The organism is Ruegeria sp. BHSB064 (assembly GCF_059613205.1).
In genome coordinates this window covers 1-19,433 of sequence record NZ_JBXWSB010000091.1, presented here as the reverse complement: position 1 = coordinate 19,433, position 19,433 = coordinate 1, and the positions used below count along the sequence as shown (strand labels likewise).

At 56.0% G+C, this 19,433-nt stretch carries 17 protein-coding genes; 13 read left to right on the top strand and 4 right to left on the bottom strand.

Annotated features, from left to right (window positions below; all coding sequences use genetic code 11):
* The 13 genes from AC2FNU_RS18285 to AC2FNU_RS18225 form a co-directional block, all read left to right on the top strand.
* Window positions 1-642: carbohydrate ABC transporter permease (locus AC2FNU_RS18285; protein ID WP_496791193.1), on the top strand; the 642-nt coding region annotated here is incomplete at its 5' end.
* A gap of 3 nt (window positions 643-645) precedes the next feature.
* Window positions 646-1,794: a carbohydrate ABC transporter permease gene (locus AC2FNU_RS18280; RefSeq protein ID WP_496791189.1), complete on the top strand. Its 1,149-nt coding sequence runs from the start codon at window positions 646-648 to the stop codon at window positions 1,792-1,794.
* 9 nt (window positions 1,795-1,803) lie between these two features.
* Window positions 1,804-3,459 (top strand): alpha-glucosidase, encoded by a 1,656-nt coding sequence (locus AC2FNU_RS18275; RefSeq protein ID WP_496791188.1) that lies wholly within the window; start codon window positions 1,804-1,806, stop codon window positions 3,457-3,459.
* A gap of 3 nt (window positions 3,460-3,462) precedes the next feature.
* On the top strand, window positions 3,463-4,545 hold the full coding sequence (locus AC2FNU_RS18270; protein ID WP_496791187.1) for an ABC transporter ATP-binding protein: 1,083 nt from the start codon (window positions 3,463-3,465) through the stop codon (window positions 4,543-4,545).
* An 80-nt stretch (window positions 4,546-4,625) separates the two neighbouring features.
* Entirely contained in the window at window positions 4,626-5,375 is a 750-nt protein-coding gene (locus tag AC2FNU_RS18265; RefSeq protein WP_496791185.1) for a sugar phosphate isomerase/epimerase family protein, read from the top strand.
* The gene (locus tag AC2FNU_RS18260) at window positions 5,375-6,421 is read left to right on the top strand and encodes a LacI family transcriptional regulator (RefSeq protein ID WP_496791184.1); all 1,047 of its coding nucleotides are present in this window, start codon (window positions 5,375-5,377) and stop codon (window positions 6,419-6,421) included. The genes AC2FNU_RS18265 and AC2FNU_RS18260 overlap by 1 nt, the downstream gene beginning before the upstream one ends.
* A 22-nt stretch (window positions 6,422-6,443) precedes the next feature.
* The gene (locus AC2FNU_RS18255; protein WP_496791182.1) at window positions 6,444-7,193 is read left to right on the top strand and encodes a basic amino acid ABC transporter substrate-binding protein; all 750 of its coding nucleotides are present in this window, start codon (window positions 6,444-6,446) and stop codon (window positions 7,191-7,193) included.
* A gap of 65 nt (window positions 7,194-7,258) precedes the next feature.
* Complete coding sequence (locus AC2FNU_RS18250) at window positions 7,259-8,905, top strand: amino acid ABC transporter permease (protein ID WP_496791180.1); 1,647 nt, start codon at window positions 7,259-7,261, stop codon at window positions 8,903-8,905.
* Complete coding sequence (locus AC2FNU_RS18245) at window positions 8,902-10,887, top strand: beta-galactosidase (RefSeq protein WP_496791179.1); 1,986 nt, start codon at window positions 8,902-8,904, stop codon at window positions 10,885-10,887. The genes AC2FNU_RS18250 and AC2FNU_RS18245 overlap by 4 nt, the downstream gene beginning before the upstream one ends.
* Window positions 10,888-11,013: 126 nt before the next feature.
* A complete protein-coding gene (locus AC2FNU_RS18240; protein ID WP_496791177.1) occupies window positions 11,014-12,138 on the top strand; it encodes an extracellular solute-binding protein in 1,125 nt (374 codons plus the stop codon).
* Between the two features lie 117 nt (window positions 12,139-12,255).
* Window positions 12,256-13,368, top strand: a complete 1,113-nt coding sequence (locus tag AC2FNU_RS18235) for an ABC transporter ATP-binding protein (RefSeq protein WP_480799159.1) — start codon at window positions 12,256-12,258, stop codon at window positions 13,366-13,368.
* Window positions 13,369-13,380: 12 nt separating this feature from the next.
* The gene (locus tag AC2FNU_RS18230; protein ID WP_496791176.1) at window positions 13,381-14,301 is read left to right on the top strand and encodes an ABC transporter permease; all 921 of its coding nucleotides are present in this window, start codon (window positions 13,381-13,383) and stop codon (window positions 14,299-14,301) included.
* Entirely contained in the window at window positions 14,298-15,566 is a 1,269-nt protein-coding gene (locus tag AC2FNU_RS18225) for an ABC transporter permease (RefSeq protein WP_496791174.1), read from the top strand. Before AC2FNU_RS18230 ends, AC2FNU_RS18225 begins: the two co-directional genes overlap by 4 nt.
* Before the next feature lie 40 nt (window positions 15,567-15,606).
* Here the strand turns inward: AC2FNU_RS18225 and AC2FNU_RS18220 are convergent, their stop codons facing one another.
* The 4 genes from AC2FNU_RS18220 to AC2FNU_RS18205 form a co-directional block, all read right to left on the bottom strand.
* Window positions 15,607-17,523 (bottom strand): beta-galactosidase, encoded by a 1,917-nt coding sequence (locus tag AC2FNU_RS18220; RefSeq protein ID WP_496791172.1) that lies wholly within the window; start codon window positions 17,521-17,523, stop codon window positions 15,607-15,609.
* Window positions 17,520-18,380 (bottom strand): SMP-30/gluconolactonase/LRE family protein, encoded by an 861-nt coding sequence (locus AC2FNU_RS18215; protein WP_496791171.1) that lies wholly within the window; start codon window positions 18,378-18,380, stop codon window positions 17,520-17,522. Before AC2FNU_RS18215 ends, AC2FNU_RS18220 begins: the two co-directional genes overlap by 4 nt.
* A complete protein-coding gene (locus AC2FNU_RS18210; RefSeq protein ID WP_496791169.1) occupies window positions 18,377-18,982 on the bottom strand; it encodes a 2-dehydro-3-deoxy-6-phosphogalactonate aldolase in 606 nt (201 codons plus the stop codon). Before AC2FNU_RS18210 ends, AC2FNU_RS18215 begins: the two co-directional genes overlap by 4 nt.
* On the bottom strand, window positions 18,979-19,433 hold a 455-nt coding region (locus AC2FNU_RS18205; RefSeq protein WP_496791168.1), incomplete at its 5' end, for a 2-dehydro-3-deoxygalactonokinase. The genes AC2FNU_RS18205 and AC2FNU_RS18210, both read right to left, overlap by 4 nt.

The window sequence follows — 19,433 nt, the reverse complement described above, 5'->3', positions numbered from 1 at the left end:
ATGTCCACGGCCTTTGGTCTGCTTGTTGCGCAATTAACCGACCGCATCCGCTGGGGTAACTTCGCCAAGTCCCTCATCTTCATGCCGATGGCGATTTCCTTTGTGGGTGCATCGGTGATTTGGAAACTGGTCTATGATGCGCGCCCGGCAGAACAGGACCAGATTGGCATCCTGAACGCGCTGTATATCTTCTTCGGGGGAACAGAGCCGCAAACCTGGCTGACGGTTCCGTTCTGGAACAGCTTCTTCCTGATGATCGTTTTGGTCTGGATCCAGACGGGTTTCGCAATGGTCATTCTATCCGCGGCTTTGCGGGGCATTCCTGAAGAAACCATTGAAGCAGCCGTTTTGGACGGGGCAAACCCTTTCCAGATCTTCTTCAAAATCAAAGTGCCACAGATCAAAACCACAATCCTTGTTGTTTGGACGACGATCACAATCACCGTGCTCAAGGTCTTTGACATCGTTTTTGCCATGACTAACGGCCAGTGGGAAACACAGGTGCTGGCCAACTACATGTACGACAAGCTGTTTCGTGCCAATGACTGGGGCGTCGGGTCGGCTTCGGCGATGGTCATCATGTTGCTGGTTGCCCCGATCCTGGTCTGGAACGTGCGCAATGCCCGCAAGGAGATGGAGTAAACCATGAGCGATATTGCAGGAACCAAACCGGCGCTCAGATGGGTTGTGCACCTTTCGGTCATCTTTCTTGTAGTGCTTTGGGTCATTCCAACGTTGGGCCTGCTGGTCTCGTCCTTTCGGACAGCCGATCAGATTTCATCCAGCGGTTGGTGGCGGTCGTTGTTTCCGTCCGAGCAGAACCTGACGCTGCGCAGCGCTGCGCCTGAAACTCAAGTGCTTGAAAACGGCGTATACGTGATTGAAGGCCAATTGTTTGACGCGGGCGAGCAGGCAAAGATTTCGAGCTGGGGCATCAGTGCGCGCGAAGTCGATGCCTTTGCGCCCGGCCAAACGGCTGAACTACGCCGAGGTGGCACAATCACTGTGGACGCTGATGGTAATTACAGGATGGAAAACACCGAAGAGTTCTCTGGAAACCGCGGTGCGCGCATCTTTGTCACAGCCGAATTGCCGCCCGAATTTACCTTGGACAACTACCAGAAAGTTCTTTTGGATCAAAGCAGTACGGACAGCATGGCCAAGGCGTTCTTCAATACGCTAACCGTGACCATTCCGGCAACGATCATCCCGATTTTGGTTGCCGCCTTTGCAGCATATGCGTTGGCCTGGATGGATTTTCCCGGCCGCGCGTTGTTGATCGCAGCGGTTGTTGGACTGTTGGTGGTTCCGCTTCAACTGGCCCTGATCCCCTTGCTGAAATTTCACCTCAATATCGGAATCGGCAAAGGCTACTTAGGTGTCTGGCTGGCGCACACCGGGTTCGGGATGCCGCTGGCGATCTACCTGCTGCGCAATTACATGGCGGGGCTTCCGCGTGACCTGATCGAAAATGCCCGCGTCGACGGCGCCACCGAGTTCCAGATCTTTACCAAACTGATCCTGCCACTCAGTTTCCCTGCGCTGGCGTCTTTCGCGATCTTCCAGTTCCTTTGGACATGGAACGACCTTCTGGTCGCGAAGGTCTTCCTGATCGATGCGACCGGCCAGACAACCGTGATGACCAACCGCATCGTCGAGCTATTGGGCACGCGAGGTGGCAACTGGGAAATTCTTGCGACCGCCGCCTTTGTCTCGATCTTTGTGCCGCTGGTCGTTTTCTTCGCAATGCAAAAATACCTGGTCCGTGGCCTGTTGGCCGGATCTGTAAAATAGAGGCGTCTGATGAACGTGCAGAACAACCTTGAACACAGCAAAGCAACGAAACTGTCTTCGGATTGGTGGCGCGGAGGGGTGATTTACCAGATCTACCCACGCAGTTTTCAGGACAGCAACGGGGACGGGATCGGTGATCTGAAGGGCATCACCACGCGGCTGGACTATATCGCATCGCTGGGAGTCGATGCGATCTGGATCTCACCATTTTTCAAGTCGCCGATGAAGGATTTCGGCTACGATGTCAGCGATTATCGTGATGTCGATCCAATGTTCGGATCGCTGGATGATTTTAAAGAACTTCTGGATCAGGCCCATGCCAAAGGGTTGAAGATCATGATCGATCTGGTTCTGTCGCACACGTCGGACCAGCACCCTTGGTTCAGCGAAAGCCGTAGCAGCCGTGAAAACCCGAAATCCGACTGGTATGTGTGGGCGGACCCCAAACCGGATGGCACACCACCGAACAACTGGCTTTCGATCTTTGGCGGTTCAGCCTGGCAATGGGACTCTCGTCGCCTGCAATACTATCTGCACAATTTCCTGACATCGCAGCCGGATCTGAATTTCCATTGCACTGAAGTGCAAGATGCCTTGCTCGACGTCGCGCGGTTCTGGCTGGATCTGGGGGTCGATGGCTTCCGGTTGGACACCATCAACTTTTACTTCCACGACAAGAACCTGCGCGATAACCCGGCCTTACCGCTAGACCAGCGCAATGCCTCGATCGCACCTGCGGTCAATCCGTACAACCACCAGGACCATCTGTTCTCGAAAAGCCAACCCGAAAATATCGCATTCCTTGAACGGCTGCGCGCGCTGACAGACGAATACGTAGGACGCGCGTGTCTTGGCGAGGTCGGCGATGCACAGCGCGGGCTCGAAATCATGGGCGAATACACCTCGGGCGATAAGCGGATGCACATGTGCTATGCGTTTGAGTTCCTCGAGAAACGCGCGCTGACAGCCAGCTACACCAAGCATGTCTTTGATCAGTTGCAGGCTAAGGCAGGTGATGCATGGCCCTGTTGGGCATTTTCGAACCATGACGTGCAACGCCACGCCTCACGCTGGAATTTAGATGACGCCGCAGCCCGGCAGCACGCGGTTCTCATGATGTGCCTGCGCGGTTCGGCTTGTCTGTATCAGGGCGAAGAATTGGGTCTGCACGAAGCAGATGTGCCATTTGAAAAGCTGCAGGACCCCTATGGCATCGAGTTTTGGCCGGAATTCAAGGGCCGCGACGGGTGCCGCACGCCGATGGTTTGGCAATCACAGGACGAACAATCAGGGTTCAGCACAGCGGACCCGTGGTTGCCAGTCAGCGCCCACCAGGCGGAGCAAGCGGTGGACCGGGCTGAGGCGGACCCGCAGTCGATGCTGAACCATTATCGTCGCGCCATCGCGTTGCGTCATGCGCACCCGGCTTTGTCATCTGGACGTCTGTCCGAGATGAACGAAATAGGCCCGGTTCTGACTTTCCTGCGTGAGGATAGTTACCAGCAAGTTTTCTGTGCGTTCAACCTCGGATTAGACAGCGCAGAAGTGAAGGTGCCGGACGGTGATTGGCAGACTATCGGTCTGGAATTGGGTGGCATTGAAGGCGGAAGTTCAATCACTTTGGCGGCTTCACAATTCTGCCTGATGCATCGGAAGAAGGGGTAAGGCATGTCTGAACTCAACCTTACAGATGTCGCCAAATCTTATGGCCCGGTAGATGTCTTAAAAAACATAAACCTCGACATTGAGCAGGGCGAATTGATCGTTTTTGTTGGTCCTTCCGGTTGCGGCAAATCCACTTTGCTGCGGATGATTGCCGGGTTGGAAAAGATTACCGGCGGCACATTGGAAATCGAAGGGCAGGTCATGAACGATGTCCCGCCCGCGCAACGTGGGATTGCGATGGTGTTTCAAAGCTACGCCCTGTATCCCCATATGACCGTGCGTGAGAACATGGCTTTTGCTTTGAAAATCGCCAAGATGCCTGCAGCCGAAATTGATGCAGCAGTCGAACGTGCAGCCCAAATCCTTCAGCTCGAACCCTTTCTTGATCGTCTGCCCAAAGCACTGTCCGGCGGTCAGCGACAGCGCGTTGCCATCGGGCGTGCGATTGTGCGCGATCCAAAAGTTTACCTGTTCGACGAACCGCTCTCAAATCTCGATGCGGCCCTTCGGGTGGCCACACGGATCGAAATCGCGCGCCTGAAAGAGGCTATGCCTGACAGCACCATGATCTACGTGACCCACGATCAGGTCGAGGCCATGACGCTGGCCAGTCGGATTGTGGTATTGGCCAACAAAGGTATCGCGCAGGTTGGTACGCCACTTGAGCTATACGAAACGCCCGACAACGAGTTTGTGGCCCAGTTCATCGGCTCACCGTCTATGAACCTTCTGCCCGGAACGATCACCGGGACGGGGACGACAACGACTGTGGAGCTTGCTTCGGGCGGTACCGCCGTTTCCGCGATCCCGACAGAAGACGGCGATCAGGGCAAACAGGTCAATATCGGGGTGCGCCCCGAAGATTTCGTGACGACAGACAGCACCGCGATCCTGACAGGGAAGGTCGATTTCACCGAAGCTTTGGGCGAGGTCACGTTGTTGTATTTCGAGAAAACCACAGATTCTGACGCGCCAATTGCCAAACTGCCCGGTGTTCATAGGAATATGCGCGGACAGACCGTTTCCGTCACTGCGGCCCCTGAAAAAGTGCATTTGTTTCATAACGGTGTATCGATGCGAAAGTGACGGCACTGGCAGTTCAACGCGACGCTTGACAACGTCGCGTCTCCTAATCCACCATAATTGAAACGTTTCAATGGTGGAAAATGAGGGTTTCAGCGCAGCTCTATACGGTACGGCAGTGCGGTGATCTGACAGATCAGCTGCGTCTGATTGCGGCTTGCGGCTTTAGTGATATCGAAACCACCGGGCTGCATGAACTACGCCCGAAGCAAATGGCGCGCATCATTCGTCAATCGGGCCTTGTTGTGCGGTCAGCGCATTTCGATTGGGAAGAGTTCGAAACACGCTTCGATGAGATTGTCGAAGTCATGGGGCTTCTGGACTGCCAGGTGGCCGTCATGCCTTGGCTGGCGCCCCAGGTGCGGCCCGACACTGCCCGGGGATGGATGGCAGTGTCGGGCCAGTTGTCTGAATGGGCGGACCAATTGGGCGACCACGGCATCCGTCTGGCCTATCACAACCACGATTTTGATCTGGTGGGAAACCCCGGTGAAACGCCTCTGGATCTAATACTTGCTAAAGGGAACGTCTATTGGCAGCCGGATATCGGCTGGCTGGAGGCTGCGGGTCTGGACCCCGCTGCAACAATCACACTCCACGCGGATCGAATCCTGTCGGTCCATGCAAAAGACATCGATCCGGACGGTGGGTCAGGCGACGAACGTTGGCGTAATCTGGGGGAGGGCATCGTGGACTGGGGGGCCACGTTAAACGCCCTCGCGGAAAGTAATTGTACCGATTTGTTTGTAGAACATGACGAAAGTTCAGATCACAAACGCACGCTGAACACAGGGCGGATGTTCCTGACCAAACAGCTGATCGGGGCCACCTGATGGCGCGGGCGACGATCAAATCCATTGCCAAGAAGACAGGCTATTCCGTTGGCACGGTCTCGAACGCATTGCGGGATGCCCCGTCAGTGAAACAAGAGACGCGGGAGGAGGTTCAAAAGGCCGCCGCCGCCTTAGGCTATCGCGTCAACCTTGATGGGCTCAAGCTGCGCACCAACAAATCCTATCGGATCGCGGTTTTGGTGAGCGTGTCGGAAGAGTCTGCCGAGGAATGGGAAGGCGTAGAATTTACCCGTATTTTGGCCGGAATATCTGGCGCGGTTCAGGGATCGCGCTATCAACTCAGTGTTTTCAGCATAAGCGAAAGCGACACTGAACTGGAGACCTTGCGCTCGATTGTGCAAGAGGGTTTGGCCGATGGCGTGATCTTCTCGGGCACCCGTGTGGATGACCCACGTATCGCGTACTTGCAGGCCAAGGGATTCCCCTTCGTCACATACGGTATGAGCGACAGTACCCGGCCGCATGCCTATGTGGACCTCGACAGTCAGGCGGCTGCCTTCGATGCGACCGCGCGACTGATCCACCTCGGTCATCGTCGGATCGCATTGATCAACCCACCTGATGATCTGATCTATGCGCAGCAACGCCTCAAGGGGTATGCAGATGCTTTGTCCGAGGGAGGGGTGGGTTTCGACCCGACACTCATAGAAACTGGCCCGACGACGGCAGAAACAGGCCAAATTGCGTTTGCTGCGCTTATGCAATTGCCGAGCCCCCCAAGCGCCATGATTTGCGCCAACGAGGCGATGACCCTTGGTGCCTTGTCAGCTGCAGCCAAAACAGGAGTGAAGGTAGGGCAGGACGTTGTGGTCATTTCAAACGATGACCTCAAACTCAGCCAGTACTTTGTGCCCCCGCCCAGCACCTATTACCTGCCTATTGGTGAAACGAGCCGCCTTTTAGGAGAGTTCATGCTGAAAGCCTTGGACGGAGCCGACCCGCCAGAGATTCAAAAAAAGATCAGGGCCAGATTGATCGAGCGGCAACCTGACACGCCTGCGTCACAAAATGCGCAAGTAACTTAGACCAACAAAGGAGAGACCAAACATGTTCAAACACTTAATTGCCGCGGCGACGCTTGCCGCGATGACGGCACCTGTAGCGTTTGCCGCTGATCTGGAAGGTCGCGTGCTCAAGATCGGGACTGACGCGACTTATCCGCCGATGGAGACCGTGGATGAAACAACCGGTGAGATTGTGGGCTTTGACGTTGACGTCATGAACGCCATTTGCGAGCGCGTGAACTGCGTTCCAAACTTCGTCAACACAGCATGGGATGGCATCTTTGCAGCTCTTCAGCAAGGCGAGTTCGATCTGGTGATCTCGGGCGTCTCAATCACGCCCGAGCGTGAAGAAACAATGGATTTCTCCGAGCCATACATCGTCGTCAGTCAGGCGATCCTGCTTCAGGTCGACAATGCGGACATGACGCTGGAAGATTTCAAGGCGGGTGGCCAGAAGCTTGCCGCACAAACCGGAACGACCAATGCGCAACTGGCCGAAGAACTGGTGGGCCGTGAGAATGTCAGCCTGTATGACAACTTCTCTGCCGCCATTCTGGCGCTGCAAAATGCAGATGTGCAGGGTGTGATCATCGACGGCACCTCTGCATCCGCATACGAGCAGGAGTTTGCCGGCGAACTGACCGTCGGGATAACCGGTCTGCAATCCGATCCGCTGGGTATCGTATTTCAGGAAGGCGACCCAACCGTTGATGCAATCAACACAGGTCTGGCCGCGATCAAAGAAGACGGCACCCTGGACAAGCTGATGGCCAAATACTGGGGCACAAACTGATCCACTGAACACCCTACAGCCCCGGCGGAGTTTTTCGCCGGGGCTTTGACTTAGCGGAGAACCCCATGTCGCGCCTGAGCTCAATCCGCCCGAGCAATCTTGTGTTGCTCGCTGCCGCGCCGTTCATTATTTACCTGTTTGCCACCTCATCCAAATATTTGCGATCACTGGTCGCCATCCTGGGGATCGGCAACAATGCGGGGCCGATCTTTGTCGGGTTTCTGCTGATCCTGACAACGGCGATCCTGGGTTACCTCTGCGCCCGCCACTCTCGTTTCCAGTTGCACGCGCCAGCCTGGTTGCGAGCCGCGGCAATAGCGGCATTTCCGGCTGCGGTCGGGCTTTCAATACTTGCCTTTGTTGCGCCTGAGATTCTTTTGCCCTTTGCCGAGTCAGTGTTTTTTCATGCACTTAACGAAAACACTTCAACTTTGATTGACCGATCCAGCCAGACCTGGGAGCTATTCCCGGAAGTGGTGGCTCAGGTCCAGACCGGCTTACAGATTTTGCTGGCGATTTACGCAGTTGTTGTGGCGCTCTGCTCTGTGTCGGGCCGTCTGGTCGACCCATTGCGCAGTTACGTGCAAATTGGGTTTGAGGTTCTGACCGGGGCCTCTTTGTTCTACCTGATGTTCATGGCACATTGGCAATTCGCCACCGGTGTTGCGATCACGTTCCGCGCGGCGATCTTTGCGTACATCTTCGCCGCTCTCCTTGGGCTTATCTGGGTTGGGCTGCAATCATTCAAACCCAAAGCGCGCACAACGATGGTCTATGGTGCGATAAGCTTGGGTCTTTTGGGCGTCTCGACCTTCTTCTTCATGCAGCCACAGGTGAACTATGTCCTTGTTGGCAGTACGGACGCCCGCATTGCCATTGTGCGCGGCACCCCTCAAGCGCAGGCCGACATCATCCGTTTCGGCGAATTCGAGGGCGGCGGAGAACAAAACTATCGCATTCGCAGCGCAACAGACGCAGCGGCGGCGCTTGAGCAAATCGAAACTGTTGACAGCGTCTCGGGGGCATTTGTCCCGGTTGAGGCGCACACTCAGGGCTACCCGGTACTCTGGCAAACCAGCTTTTTGCCAGACAAATTTCGCAATCCGGCGCTGGCTTTTGCAGTTTTTGGCTTTCTGCTTTTAACGCTGACCATAGGCGGTGCGCAGCATAAATTGCACCCGCTTGCTGTCGGGGCCGAGTTCTTTGTGGACACAATCCGGGGCATCCCGATGCTGGTGATTATTCTTTACATAGGTCTGCCACTGGCTGGCGCGGTAAAGGACGCCACCGGCGGTGGTATAGACATGACCAACATGACGCGCGGCATCATCGCCATCTCGGTGGGCTATTCCGCCTATATGGCCGAGATCTTCCGATCCGGAATCGAGGCAATCCCCAAAGGGCAGTTGGAAGCAGGCAGTTCTTTGGGACTATCCCGGTGGCAAACTGCACGGCTGATTGTCCTGCCGCAGGCATTGCGGATTGTTACACCGCCTTTGGGTAACGAATTCATTGCGATGATCAAGGACACCTCTCTGCTGTCGATCCTGTCGGTCCGGGACATGACCCAGAGAATGCGAGAGTTTCAGGCCGCCAGTTTCCTGCCATTTGCTCCGTTTAACACAGCAGCCATTCTTTATGTCGTGATTACATTAGGATGCGCCAGCTTCTTAAAGTGGATCGAGCGGCGCACCGCAAAGGACGACAGATGAGCAAGCTTGAACTGGGGGTTTGCTATTACCCCGAGCAATGGGACCGGTCCCAATGGCGCGACGATGCCCGGCGCATGGTCGAAATGGGGCTGGATTGGGTGCGGATCGCCGAATTCACCTGGGGTCTGATCGAACCCGCACGCGGGCAATTCCGTTGGGATTGGCTGGACGAGGTGATCGAAATTTTAGGAGACGCCGGTCTGAAGGTCATGATGTCGACCCCCACGGCGGCTCCGCCAAAGTGGATGATCGATGAGCACCCTGAAATTCTGCCAGTGGGGCCGGACGGTCGGGTCAGGGGATACGGCGCGCGCAGGCACTATTGCTTTTCCAGTGAGATCTATTTGTCCGAAGCAAATCGGATCGCAACCGAATACGCCCGCAGGTATGGAACAAACCCTCATGTCCACGCCTGGCAGATCGACAATGAATACAACGACCATGACACGGTGCTCAGCTATTCAGAAGCGGCACGCATCGGATTTCGGCGATGGCTGGAACAGCGATACGGCACAATCGACGCGTTGAATCAGACATGGGGAACGGTGTTTTGGGGATCGCTTTATTCGGCGTTTGAGCAAATCGAGCTGCCAATCGGCTTGGTCGCTGCACCGAATCCAACGCAAGCGTTGGACTTCATGCGTTATTCTTCCGACAGGGTACGTCTGTTCAACAAAGCGCAAGTCGACGTTCTGCGGAAATATGCTCCGGGCCGAGACATCACGCATAACTTCATGGCCGGCAGCTTCGAGTTCGATCACCATGCCGTCGCCGCCGATTTGGACGTTGTCGGATTCGACAGCTATCCGTTGGGGAACCTGATGGGTTCGACCTTGTCCGATGACGAAAAGCGACGTTACCTCAGAACAGGCGCACCCGATTATCAGGGTTTTCACTGCGATCTGTATCGCAGTCAGGGACGTGGCCGGATGTGGGTTCTGGAACAGCAGCCAGGGCCGGTAGACTGGGCCGCTAAGAATCCTGCTCCGGCTGAGGGTATGGTTCGGCTTTGGACTTGGGCGGCTTATGCGCATGGGGCACAAGCGGTTATGTTCTTTCGCTGGCGGCAAGCAAAATTCGCGCAGGAACAATACCATACCGCCTTGCTACGTTCAGATAACAGCCCGGATCAAGCCGCAACAGAATTGGCTCAGATCGTGAAGGATCGCAACGCGCTGCCCCCCGTGGAGCGGTGCAAAGCCCAAGTCGCGATACTGCTGGATTACAGCTCGATCTGGGCTGCAGACATCCTGCCACATGATGATGACTATCCGAATACACATATTTTTCGAGAGTGGTATGCGGGCTTGCGTCAACTTGGCGTAGACGTCGATTTCCTCGGGCCGGAAGATGATTTGGATGGCTATGCACTCATCCTTCTGCCGCAGAGCATGATTGTTGGCGTGGACTTAGCCGCCAAACTTTCAGATGCGGGTGCGAAACTGGTAATTGGGGCGCGGTCCGGAAGCAAAACGCCTTGCATGCATACCCCCGAAAACCTGGCACCCGGCGCTTTGGCCGCGCTGACCGGAGTTCGTGTGACCCGCGTCGAGTCGCTTCCCCATTTGGCGCAGGAGGCCGTACAACTGGCCGACGGTCAAAAGTTTGCTTTCTGTGGATGGCGCGAGATTATCGAGACAAAGGAACACGTTCTTGCGCGCTTTGACAGCGCCTATTGCGACGGAAGCCCCGCAATCGTTCGATCAGACCGGGCGATCTATTTGGCCATGGTGCCATGTGACAGGTTGCTTTTGTCCATTTTGAAGCAGGCAATAGAATGGGCTGGTGTAAGCAGTTTGGAATGCGATCCCAACATTCGTATTACCCGACGTGGTGATTTGCATTTCGCGTTCAACTTTGGTGACAGTCCGAAACACTTGCCCGTCGGAGGGCATCGCACATTTTTGATGGGCACTGACCCAGTAGGCGTTGGGGATATGACGGTTTGGCAAGAGGATGTGTCGGCCAAAAAATCAATTTAGACGTGTTCTTGTTAGGAACTGGACTTAAGATTTCTCAAAACTGTCACTTTTGGACTGCCGAACTGACACGGAAAGTCCTATAAACAAAAAATAAAAACAATACAGTCCATCAATGGGAGAATTCTTATGGCTGATAAATCGACTCTTTCCAGACGCTTGGTGCTTAAAGGCGCGGGCGCAGCTGCTTTGGCGGCCCCGCTTTACAGCAAGAGCGCGCTGGCGTCGTCAGGTGAGATTAACATTCTGATGTGGTCGGACTATCTTCCGCCCAGTTTCATCGAAGAGTTTCAAACCCTGACCGGCATCAAAGTCAACTACACCGGCATCGGTTCGAACGAAGAAATCATCAACAAGATGAAGGCCACCAAGGGCCAGGGCTTTGACATTGTCTCGCCCACCAACAACCGCTCGTTACAGTGGGAACCTTTGGAGCTGCTGCAACCCTTTGACATGAACAAGGTTCCGATTGATCTGGTAAACCCGGCCATGGCCAAGATCGGTACTGACGCTTGGAACTTCGGCGGATCAGGCGCGCACTGGCTGCCGCACATCTGGGGTACTGAAGGCATCGCATACCGCACCGACTTGTGGCTGCCGGAAGGTGATGCGCCGTCTTATGGCGATGTCTGGTCGGAAGAGAACGCAGGCAAGACCATGGGTCGCGCGCATTCGATGATGCTGGGTGCTGGTCTGTTCATGGAGCGTTCTGGCGAAATGGAGCCGGGTTCGGTCTGGGCGGCGTATGGTGACGAAGACACCATGCGCAAGGTCTGGGGTCAGATCACCGACTGGTGTATCGCGCGCAAAGATCGCATCAAGCTGATCTGGAACGACGCCGATACGCAGAAGAACGGTCTGCTGAACGAAGGTGTGATCGTTGGCCAAACATGGGACGGCCCGCCACTGGCGCTGAAGTCCGCCGGTGAGCCCGTGCACTACCAAGCGCCTGTCGAAGGTGCGATGGCTTGGGTCGACGGTATGTCGATTCCAACAGGTGCTGCGAATATCGATCAGATCTACGCGTTCATTGACTTCGCCTATCAGGCCAAGCCTGCTGGTGTGGCCATCGACAGCCACGGCTACAACTCGCCAGTGCTGGGTGCTGATCAGTATTCGGGCGACACCTACAAGAAGAACTTTGCCGAAGCCTACCCGGGCGACTCGCTTGCCAACCTCAACCCGTGGCCGGCCGAAGCACCTTGGTATGCTGAAACACGGACCGAGTTCGTCAACAAATTCAAAAGCGCATAACCGCTTAGAAAAATTGCCCTCCGCCAAAACGCGGGGGGCTACAATCTGCGCGCCGTCCCGGCGTGACGGAAAGCAATGCGGTGCGAGGACAGTGCGCACCTCAGGGAGATACCTAACATGAGTGCAGGGGTCGGCGTCGATCTGGAAAACCTGTGGATCCGTTTCGGTGACTTCGTCGCCGTACGGGACGCGAATGTGAACATCAACGGGGGCGATTTCTTCTCGTTTCTCGGCCCATCGGGCTGTGGCAAAACGACGATCCTGCGCGCCGTTTCAGGTTTTCTGGAGCCTAGTGAAGGCAAGGTACTGATCGGTGGCAATGACATGCGCGGCATTGGCCCAAACAAGCGACCCACAGCGTTGATCTTCCAGAACCTGGCGTTGTTCCCGCTGATGAAAGTGTGGGAAAACATTACCTTCTCGATGGAAATTAAAGGAGCCAGTGCAGCCGAACGTCGCAAGCGGGCCGATGAGCTTTTGGACATGATCGCGCTGCCGGGACAGGGCGATAAACTGCCCAGCGAACTGTCCGGCGGACAACGTCAGCGCGTGGCCATTGCCCGTGCGCTCTGCGCTGAGCCTGATGTGTTGCTTCTGGATGAACCTCTGTCGGCACTGGACCTGAAACTGCGTCAGCACATGCGGACCGAGCTGCGCGAAATCCAGCAGCGCGTGGGTATCACCTTCATCTATATCACCCACGATCAGGGTGAGGCGCTGACGATGTCAGACAACATCGCGGTCATGCGTGCAGGCGTGATCGATCAGATTGCGGATGGCAAAACCATCTACAACGATCCGAACACCGCATTTGCGGCCTCTTTTGTTGGTGAAAACAACGTGTTCCGTGGCAAAATTAAACAAGTCATGGGAAATGAAGCGCTGATTGCAACCAACCGATCTGGTGAACTGGTGGCGCGCATTTCAACAGCCAATCAGGGCAAGATGAAAGAAGGCGACGACGCAATGATGTTCGTGCGCCCCGAGGCTTTTGCCATCGCCCCCGATGGCGCGTCTGGCGACCATTTCGTCACCGCGCGGGTCAACCATGAAGAGTTCGAGGGCAACGTCTTTAACATCTTTACCGAAGGCGAAGGCGGGAAAGAGATCAAAGTCTCGATCCCGAACCACGGTCAGTCTTTCGAAGATCACACTGGTCAGAACATCACGCTGGAGTATGAGACGCAGAACGCCGTCATCGTGCCCGCGGGTGAGCTGGCTGCGGAATAAGGGGACGGATTAATGCCCCAGTTTCTAAAAGAATTCTTCAATCGCAATGGCACTGGCATGGGGTTGGCGATCTTGGGTCTGGTCCTGTTCTGGACCATCGGCCTGATTATCCTGCCGCAGCTGTCGATGCTGGACTTTTCGTTCCGTCCCAACCTTCCACCGCCCGAGATCGGCGGCCCCAAGGACGTGTATACGCTGGAGAACTATAAGTACCTGATCTATGGCCCGGAAGGTGGCAGTCAGGACTACAACACAGTCGATCTGAGGGTGTTCTTCCGCACGCTTGTTGCAGCGGTTTGTGTGACGATCTTCAACCTGATTATCTGTTATCCGATTGCCTATTATCTGGGGCAGTCGAAAGGCAGCCATATCCGCATTTTTGCGATCATGCTGATCATTCCCTACTGGATTAACGAGATCCTGCGCGCCTTTGCTCTGCGCATTATCTTTGGTGAAACCGGGGTGTTGAATACGCTGTTCATGGGGTTGGGTATCTGGGATACGCCGTTTGATTTTATCCGAAACGACATCGCGCTCTATGCCGGTCTGGGTTACGCCTATATCCTTCTGATGGTCTTCCCGATGTATAACGTCATAGAAAGTCTCGATAAAAACCAGATCGAGGCTGCCCGTGATCTGGGCGCGCCGTGGTGGCGGATTCACTGGCGCGTCGTCATCCCTTATGCGAAGCCGGGGATCAGTTCGGGCTGTACCATGGTATTCATGCTCAGTGCCGGTGCACTGGCCGCGCCTCAGATTCTGGGCGGACCGTCGTCGCTGTGGTTCACGCAGCTGATATATCAGCAGTTCAACGACAACAATGACTGGCCGCAGGGTGCTGCCTACGCCATCGTTCTGTTGGTGACTTGTATCCTGTTCGTGCTGGCAGTCATGCGCCTGTTCAAGGTGAACATGGGGGATATCGGGAAATGAACAATTCCTTCCTCCGCATAAGCATCTGGGCTTATCTGGCAATCTTCTTCCTGTATCTGCTGGGACCGCTTGTGATCATGTCGATCACCGCGTTCAACTCATCCGGTTTCCCAAGGATGAGCCCATGGGAATGCCTGACCTTCCAGTGGTTTGGTGAGTTGTTTCAGGACCAACGTATCCTAAACGGCATAAAGAACTCGGTGATTGTTGGCCTGGGAACAGTGATCCTGTCGGTAGCAATGGGACTGGCGGGCGCGTTGATGCTGACGCAGATCTGGCCCAAGCTGCGCGCGACCTACTACACGATCATTATTGCACCAATCCTGATTCCCGGCGTGGTTCTGGGTATCTCGACGCTGGTGTTCTGGGACCGGATCAATCGGATGCTGGGGCTGGGTGCGGATAGCTTCCTGTCGAACGGCATCTTCCTGACGGTGATCGGCCAGTCCACCTTTATCGCAAGCTATTGCATGCTGGTGTTAGTGGCGCGGTTGCAGCGCTACGATGTTGCCCTGACCGAAGCGGCATTGGACCTTGGGGCCAGCCACGCACAGGCTTTCCGCAAGATTCTGCTGCCGTTCATGCGCCCGGCGATTGCCTCGGCGGCGGTGCTGGCGTTCCTCGCCTCGTTCGAGAACTATAACACCACGACCTTCACGTTTGGTGAGTACCCGACCCTGACGATCGAGTTGGCTCAAAAGGTTCGCTATGGCATCACGCCTGCGATTTCCGCGTTGGCCTTTATCATCGTGGCGCTGACGGTCTTCTTCGCTTTGCTGAATGAAGCCAAGCTGAAGCGTCAGGAACTGGTTGCCGCAGCGCGCAAGAAGGCAACGGTTGAGGAACTGGCCGGTAAAATCAAACTGCCAAGTTTCTTTGCCGGTAACATGGCCGCGGTTCTGGTGGTTGTTTTTGCGATTGCAACGATTACGGTCGTCGGTACGGCAACTGCCTACGACCCTGGTCAGTGTATTGCCGACGTGCGCGAGCAGAAACAGCTGGAGGCTGAACAGCGCATTCAGGAACTGCGCAAGCAGCGTGAAGAACGTCGTAAGCAGCGCGAAGCCGAAGAAGCTGAACAGGGTGGGGCGCAATCCACGCCCAAGCCGTCAAACAACAGTGGCTTTGGAAACGTGTTTGCCCCCAACTCTCTGGGCGGAGACGACAGCGAAAGCGACGATGGTTCGTCCGAGGCTGACCCGGCCCCATCGAACAACAGCGGGTTTGGAAACGTCTTCGACCCCAACAGCCTGCAAAACGACTAGCATCGCAGGTTGATAGCCAAGGCATCCGCCCGGATCAGGATCAGCCCTGTCCGGGCGGATTGCGTTTCAGGATGGCGACATCGCAGCCTTGAACAGTTTGCCCCTTCCAGATCACCGGGCTTGCGTTGTAGTTGATAAGGAACACATGATCAGCTGTCTCACGCATCCGTAGGCCTTGTGGCATGGCTTGCACGCTCAGCCCTGTTTGCTTTGCTGCCATCGCAATGACCCGATCCCAAAGCTGTTCATCCGGAAACCCCGCCAGATACCAAACCCCGCTTTCCCCCTTGAGCGCGGCAGCCCCATCTTCGAAATTCAGTAAGTCGGTGGCTGAACCTGACAGTCGATCAACCCAATGCAGGGCTGCGCCACCCCCTTGAACGGGCCGCTCGACCGATGGGGGGAGTGTTTCGACCAGATCCACGTCACAGTCCAACGCACTCAATCCCGGGCGGCCGGTATCAGGAATTTGGAAATCGCGCGTTATGGCACCACTTCGGGGGCCAAGGATGGCGAGTTTACATGCCGATTGCAGGCGGCTCTCAAAATCCTGATCAAGTGTCGCCAGACCCGGCGCAAGGATCAGATCGTATTGTCCTGAGATGTCATGAGTAGATACGAAATCCACCGACATCCCCGCGCGGCGCAACGCGCGATAGGCCGAAAAGACTAATCGAAAGTAATCAAACCCGGTCCCCTGCGGCTGAGTGGCCCACGCCCAGTCCGACGCGTAATCGAACAAAATAGCCGCCTTGGCTTGCTCTTGCCGCACCTGACCCAATTCTGACAGCGCATCTGCGGTCTGACGTGCTTCGGTCAACGCAGGTGCTGGACGGTTGTTTGGCGTCAGCAAACCTGCGTGCATCTGCTCTTGCGCGAAGGGAGCTTGTCGCCAGCGGAAATAGCTCACCACTTCAGCGCCATGAGCAACAGCTTCCAACGACCAAAGACGCACCATTCCCGGCAAAGGGGCTGGGTTGAACGGCGCCCAATTCACAGGGCCGGGTTGCTGTTCCATCACCCACCAACGCCCACGCCCAACGGCCCGGTACAGGTCGTGATGAAACGCCTGCATATCCGGGTCGCCTTGTTGCAGAAAGGCAATCTTATGCGCATCGTCATCTTCCAGCCGATCCGACAAAAACCCAATTGGGTAGCTGTCCCAAGTGGCAATATCCAGATCTGCACCGACATCAAAATGATCGAAGTCGAGAACGCGGCCCATGTAATTGTGCAGTAGCGGGACGTCTGTTAGTTGCCGCAAGACGTCAACCTGAGCCTTGTTGAACGCCACAACCTGATCCGAGCTGAACCGCCGGAACGCCAAAACGTGTGCCGGGTTTGGCTCGGTCACGGTTTGATTGGGCAGGTCGACCTGATCGAAGCTGGCGTATTCCATCGACCAGAACACGTTGCCCCATGCGGTGTTGAGCGCCTCGATGGATCCGTATTGTTCCGCAAGCCAGTGTCGGAAAGCGTGCAGAGCAGGGGCACTGTAGCTGACCGTCGTTTCGTGACACCCATATTCGTTGTCGATCTGCCATGCGGCCACATGCGGATTGCGGCCATACCGCTCTCCCATGATGCGGGCAATGCGTGAGCATTCCTCGATATAACCTTGATGGCTAAAGCAATAATGCCGTCGCGACCCAAACTTGCGGGGATGCCCCTTTTTATCCACGGCAAGCATGTCGGGGTGTTTGTCGATCATCCAACGGGGCGGCGTTGCCGTTGGTGTGCCCAGCACGACCTTCAATCCGGCGGAACCAAGCGTTTCGATCGCGCGGTCCAGCCAATCGAATTGCAGATTACCCGGCTGTGGTTCCATGCGGCTCCATGCAAACTCGCCGATCCGAACCCAGGTCAGGCCGGTCGTGATCATACGTGCGGCATCCTCCGCCCACATCGCCTCGGGCCAGTGTTCGGGATAGTAGCAAACGCCAAGTTCCGGCTTCATAATATGACCCTGTGTTCAGCCTGACCCCGCCCGACTTGTGGCGCAGCAAAGGTCATTCCGTTGTTTGGTTGTGCTTTGATTACATCGGGGCTCAAACCCTGACGTGCCGTGGTGCAGAATAGCGTGCTCAGATCACTGCCGCCAAAGGCCGGGCAGGATGTGTGCGCTGCGTCGAAAGAAACGGCACGCAGGAATTGTCCATCCGAAGTGTAACAAGCAACCCGGCTGGCACCCCATTGGGCAATCCAGATGTTGCCAGCGGCATCAACCACAGCTCCGTCCGGGTTCAGGCCCTCATCCCGAAGGTCCAGAAAGACCGAATGATCCGCTTCAGGCCACCCTGTTTCTGCATCCAACTTCCAACGCCGAACCTGGCCGGTCACAGTGTCGCAAAAATAGGCAACCGACCGATCCGGAGCAAAACAGATCGCGTTCGAGATTGTCACATCAGCTACCAGACGTCTCAGCTCGCCTTTCCAGAACCGATAGATCGATCCAGCCCCGGGTTCGGCTTCCTTCCCCATAGTTCCGATCCAGAATCCGCCCCATGGATCGGCCCGCCCGTCATTTGAGCGCGTAATAGGGTTGTCTGGCTCTAATGGCGTGATCAGGGTTTGGTCGGCAGTGTTCAGATCAAAACGCCAAAGCCCCGTTTCTGATGCCAGAAGCAGCGTGTCGCGGTCCACCCATCCTGCGGCCGAGACATGTTCGTCAAATGCCCAGCTATGTGGCCCTTGTTCGTCACGGGTCATCATACGTTTGCCGATGATGTCGAACCAAAACAATTGTTGCCGTTCGGGGTGCCACAAAGGGCCTTCGCCCAGTTCACAGGGGCGATCATCGAAAACAGTGCTCATCCCGCCGCCTTGTCATAGGCGGCAACGATCTGGTGGGCGCGATCAGCGATCTCGGTCACGTCCATCCCAGGTTTGTACAGCGCCGATCCGATCCCGAACCCATCCGCACCGGCCTTGATCCACTGATCGAAATTCTCAGGTCCCGCACCACCTACGGCAAAGACCAGCGCACCGTCAGGCAAAACCGGGCGTAATGCGGCCAATCCGGCAGGGCCTGCCATCACTCCGGGAAACAGCTTCAATCCTGTGGCTCCGGCCTTAAGGGCCCCGAATGCTTCGGTCGGGGTGTAGACACCCGGCCAGCTTTGCATCCCCAGCGCGACCGAGCGCCCAATGACGTCAGCATCGTAGTTTGGCGATACGATCAGTTTGCCCCCGGCAGCGGAAACAGCTTCGACCTGATCGACGGACAACACAGTGCCAGCGCCGATCAAGGCTTGATCGCCAAACGCATCGGCCAAAACTCCAATGCTTCTAAGCGGATGGGGTGAGTTGAGCGGCACTTCGATACGGTCAATCCCCGCGTCAAGAATGACGCGCCCAACAGCTTCAGCCTCTGTCGGGTTCAGCCCACGTAGAATTGCGATGATGGGTCGGCTCATGAATTCACCTTGTCTTTGGCAAGAGCAAGCCCTGCCAGTGTCGCCAAAGTGGCGTTTTCAGTTTCGACAAACGCGCCTTGTTGCTTCAGCGCAGTTGCATAGATCTGCGACACACCTTCAGCACCAATGACAGCCAGTTGCTGTCCCAGCCAATAGGGCCGGGTGGCAGCCAGCTCGGCACCGATCAGCAACCCCGAAAGCTGCGCGCGCGCGGTGCCTTTGTCCTGTCCTTGCAACAAGTCTGCGGCGCGTAGACCGAATAAGCGTGCTGCCAGTTGTTCGGGCTTAGACAGTGTCTCTGCAACGGCGTCAACAAAGGCGTCGTCATCCCAACCTTCGCACATCGAGTGCCGCAGAACCGATTGCCCGGAGAGCAAATCAAACAACTCTCCGGTCATGAATGTCCGGAAACTGACAACTTCACCCGCGCTGACCTGGACCCATTTTGTAT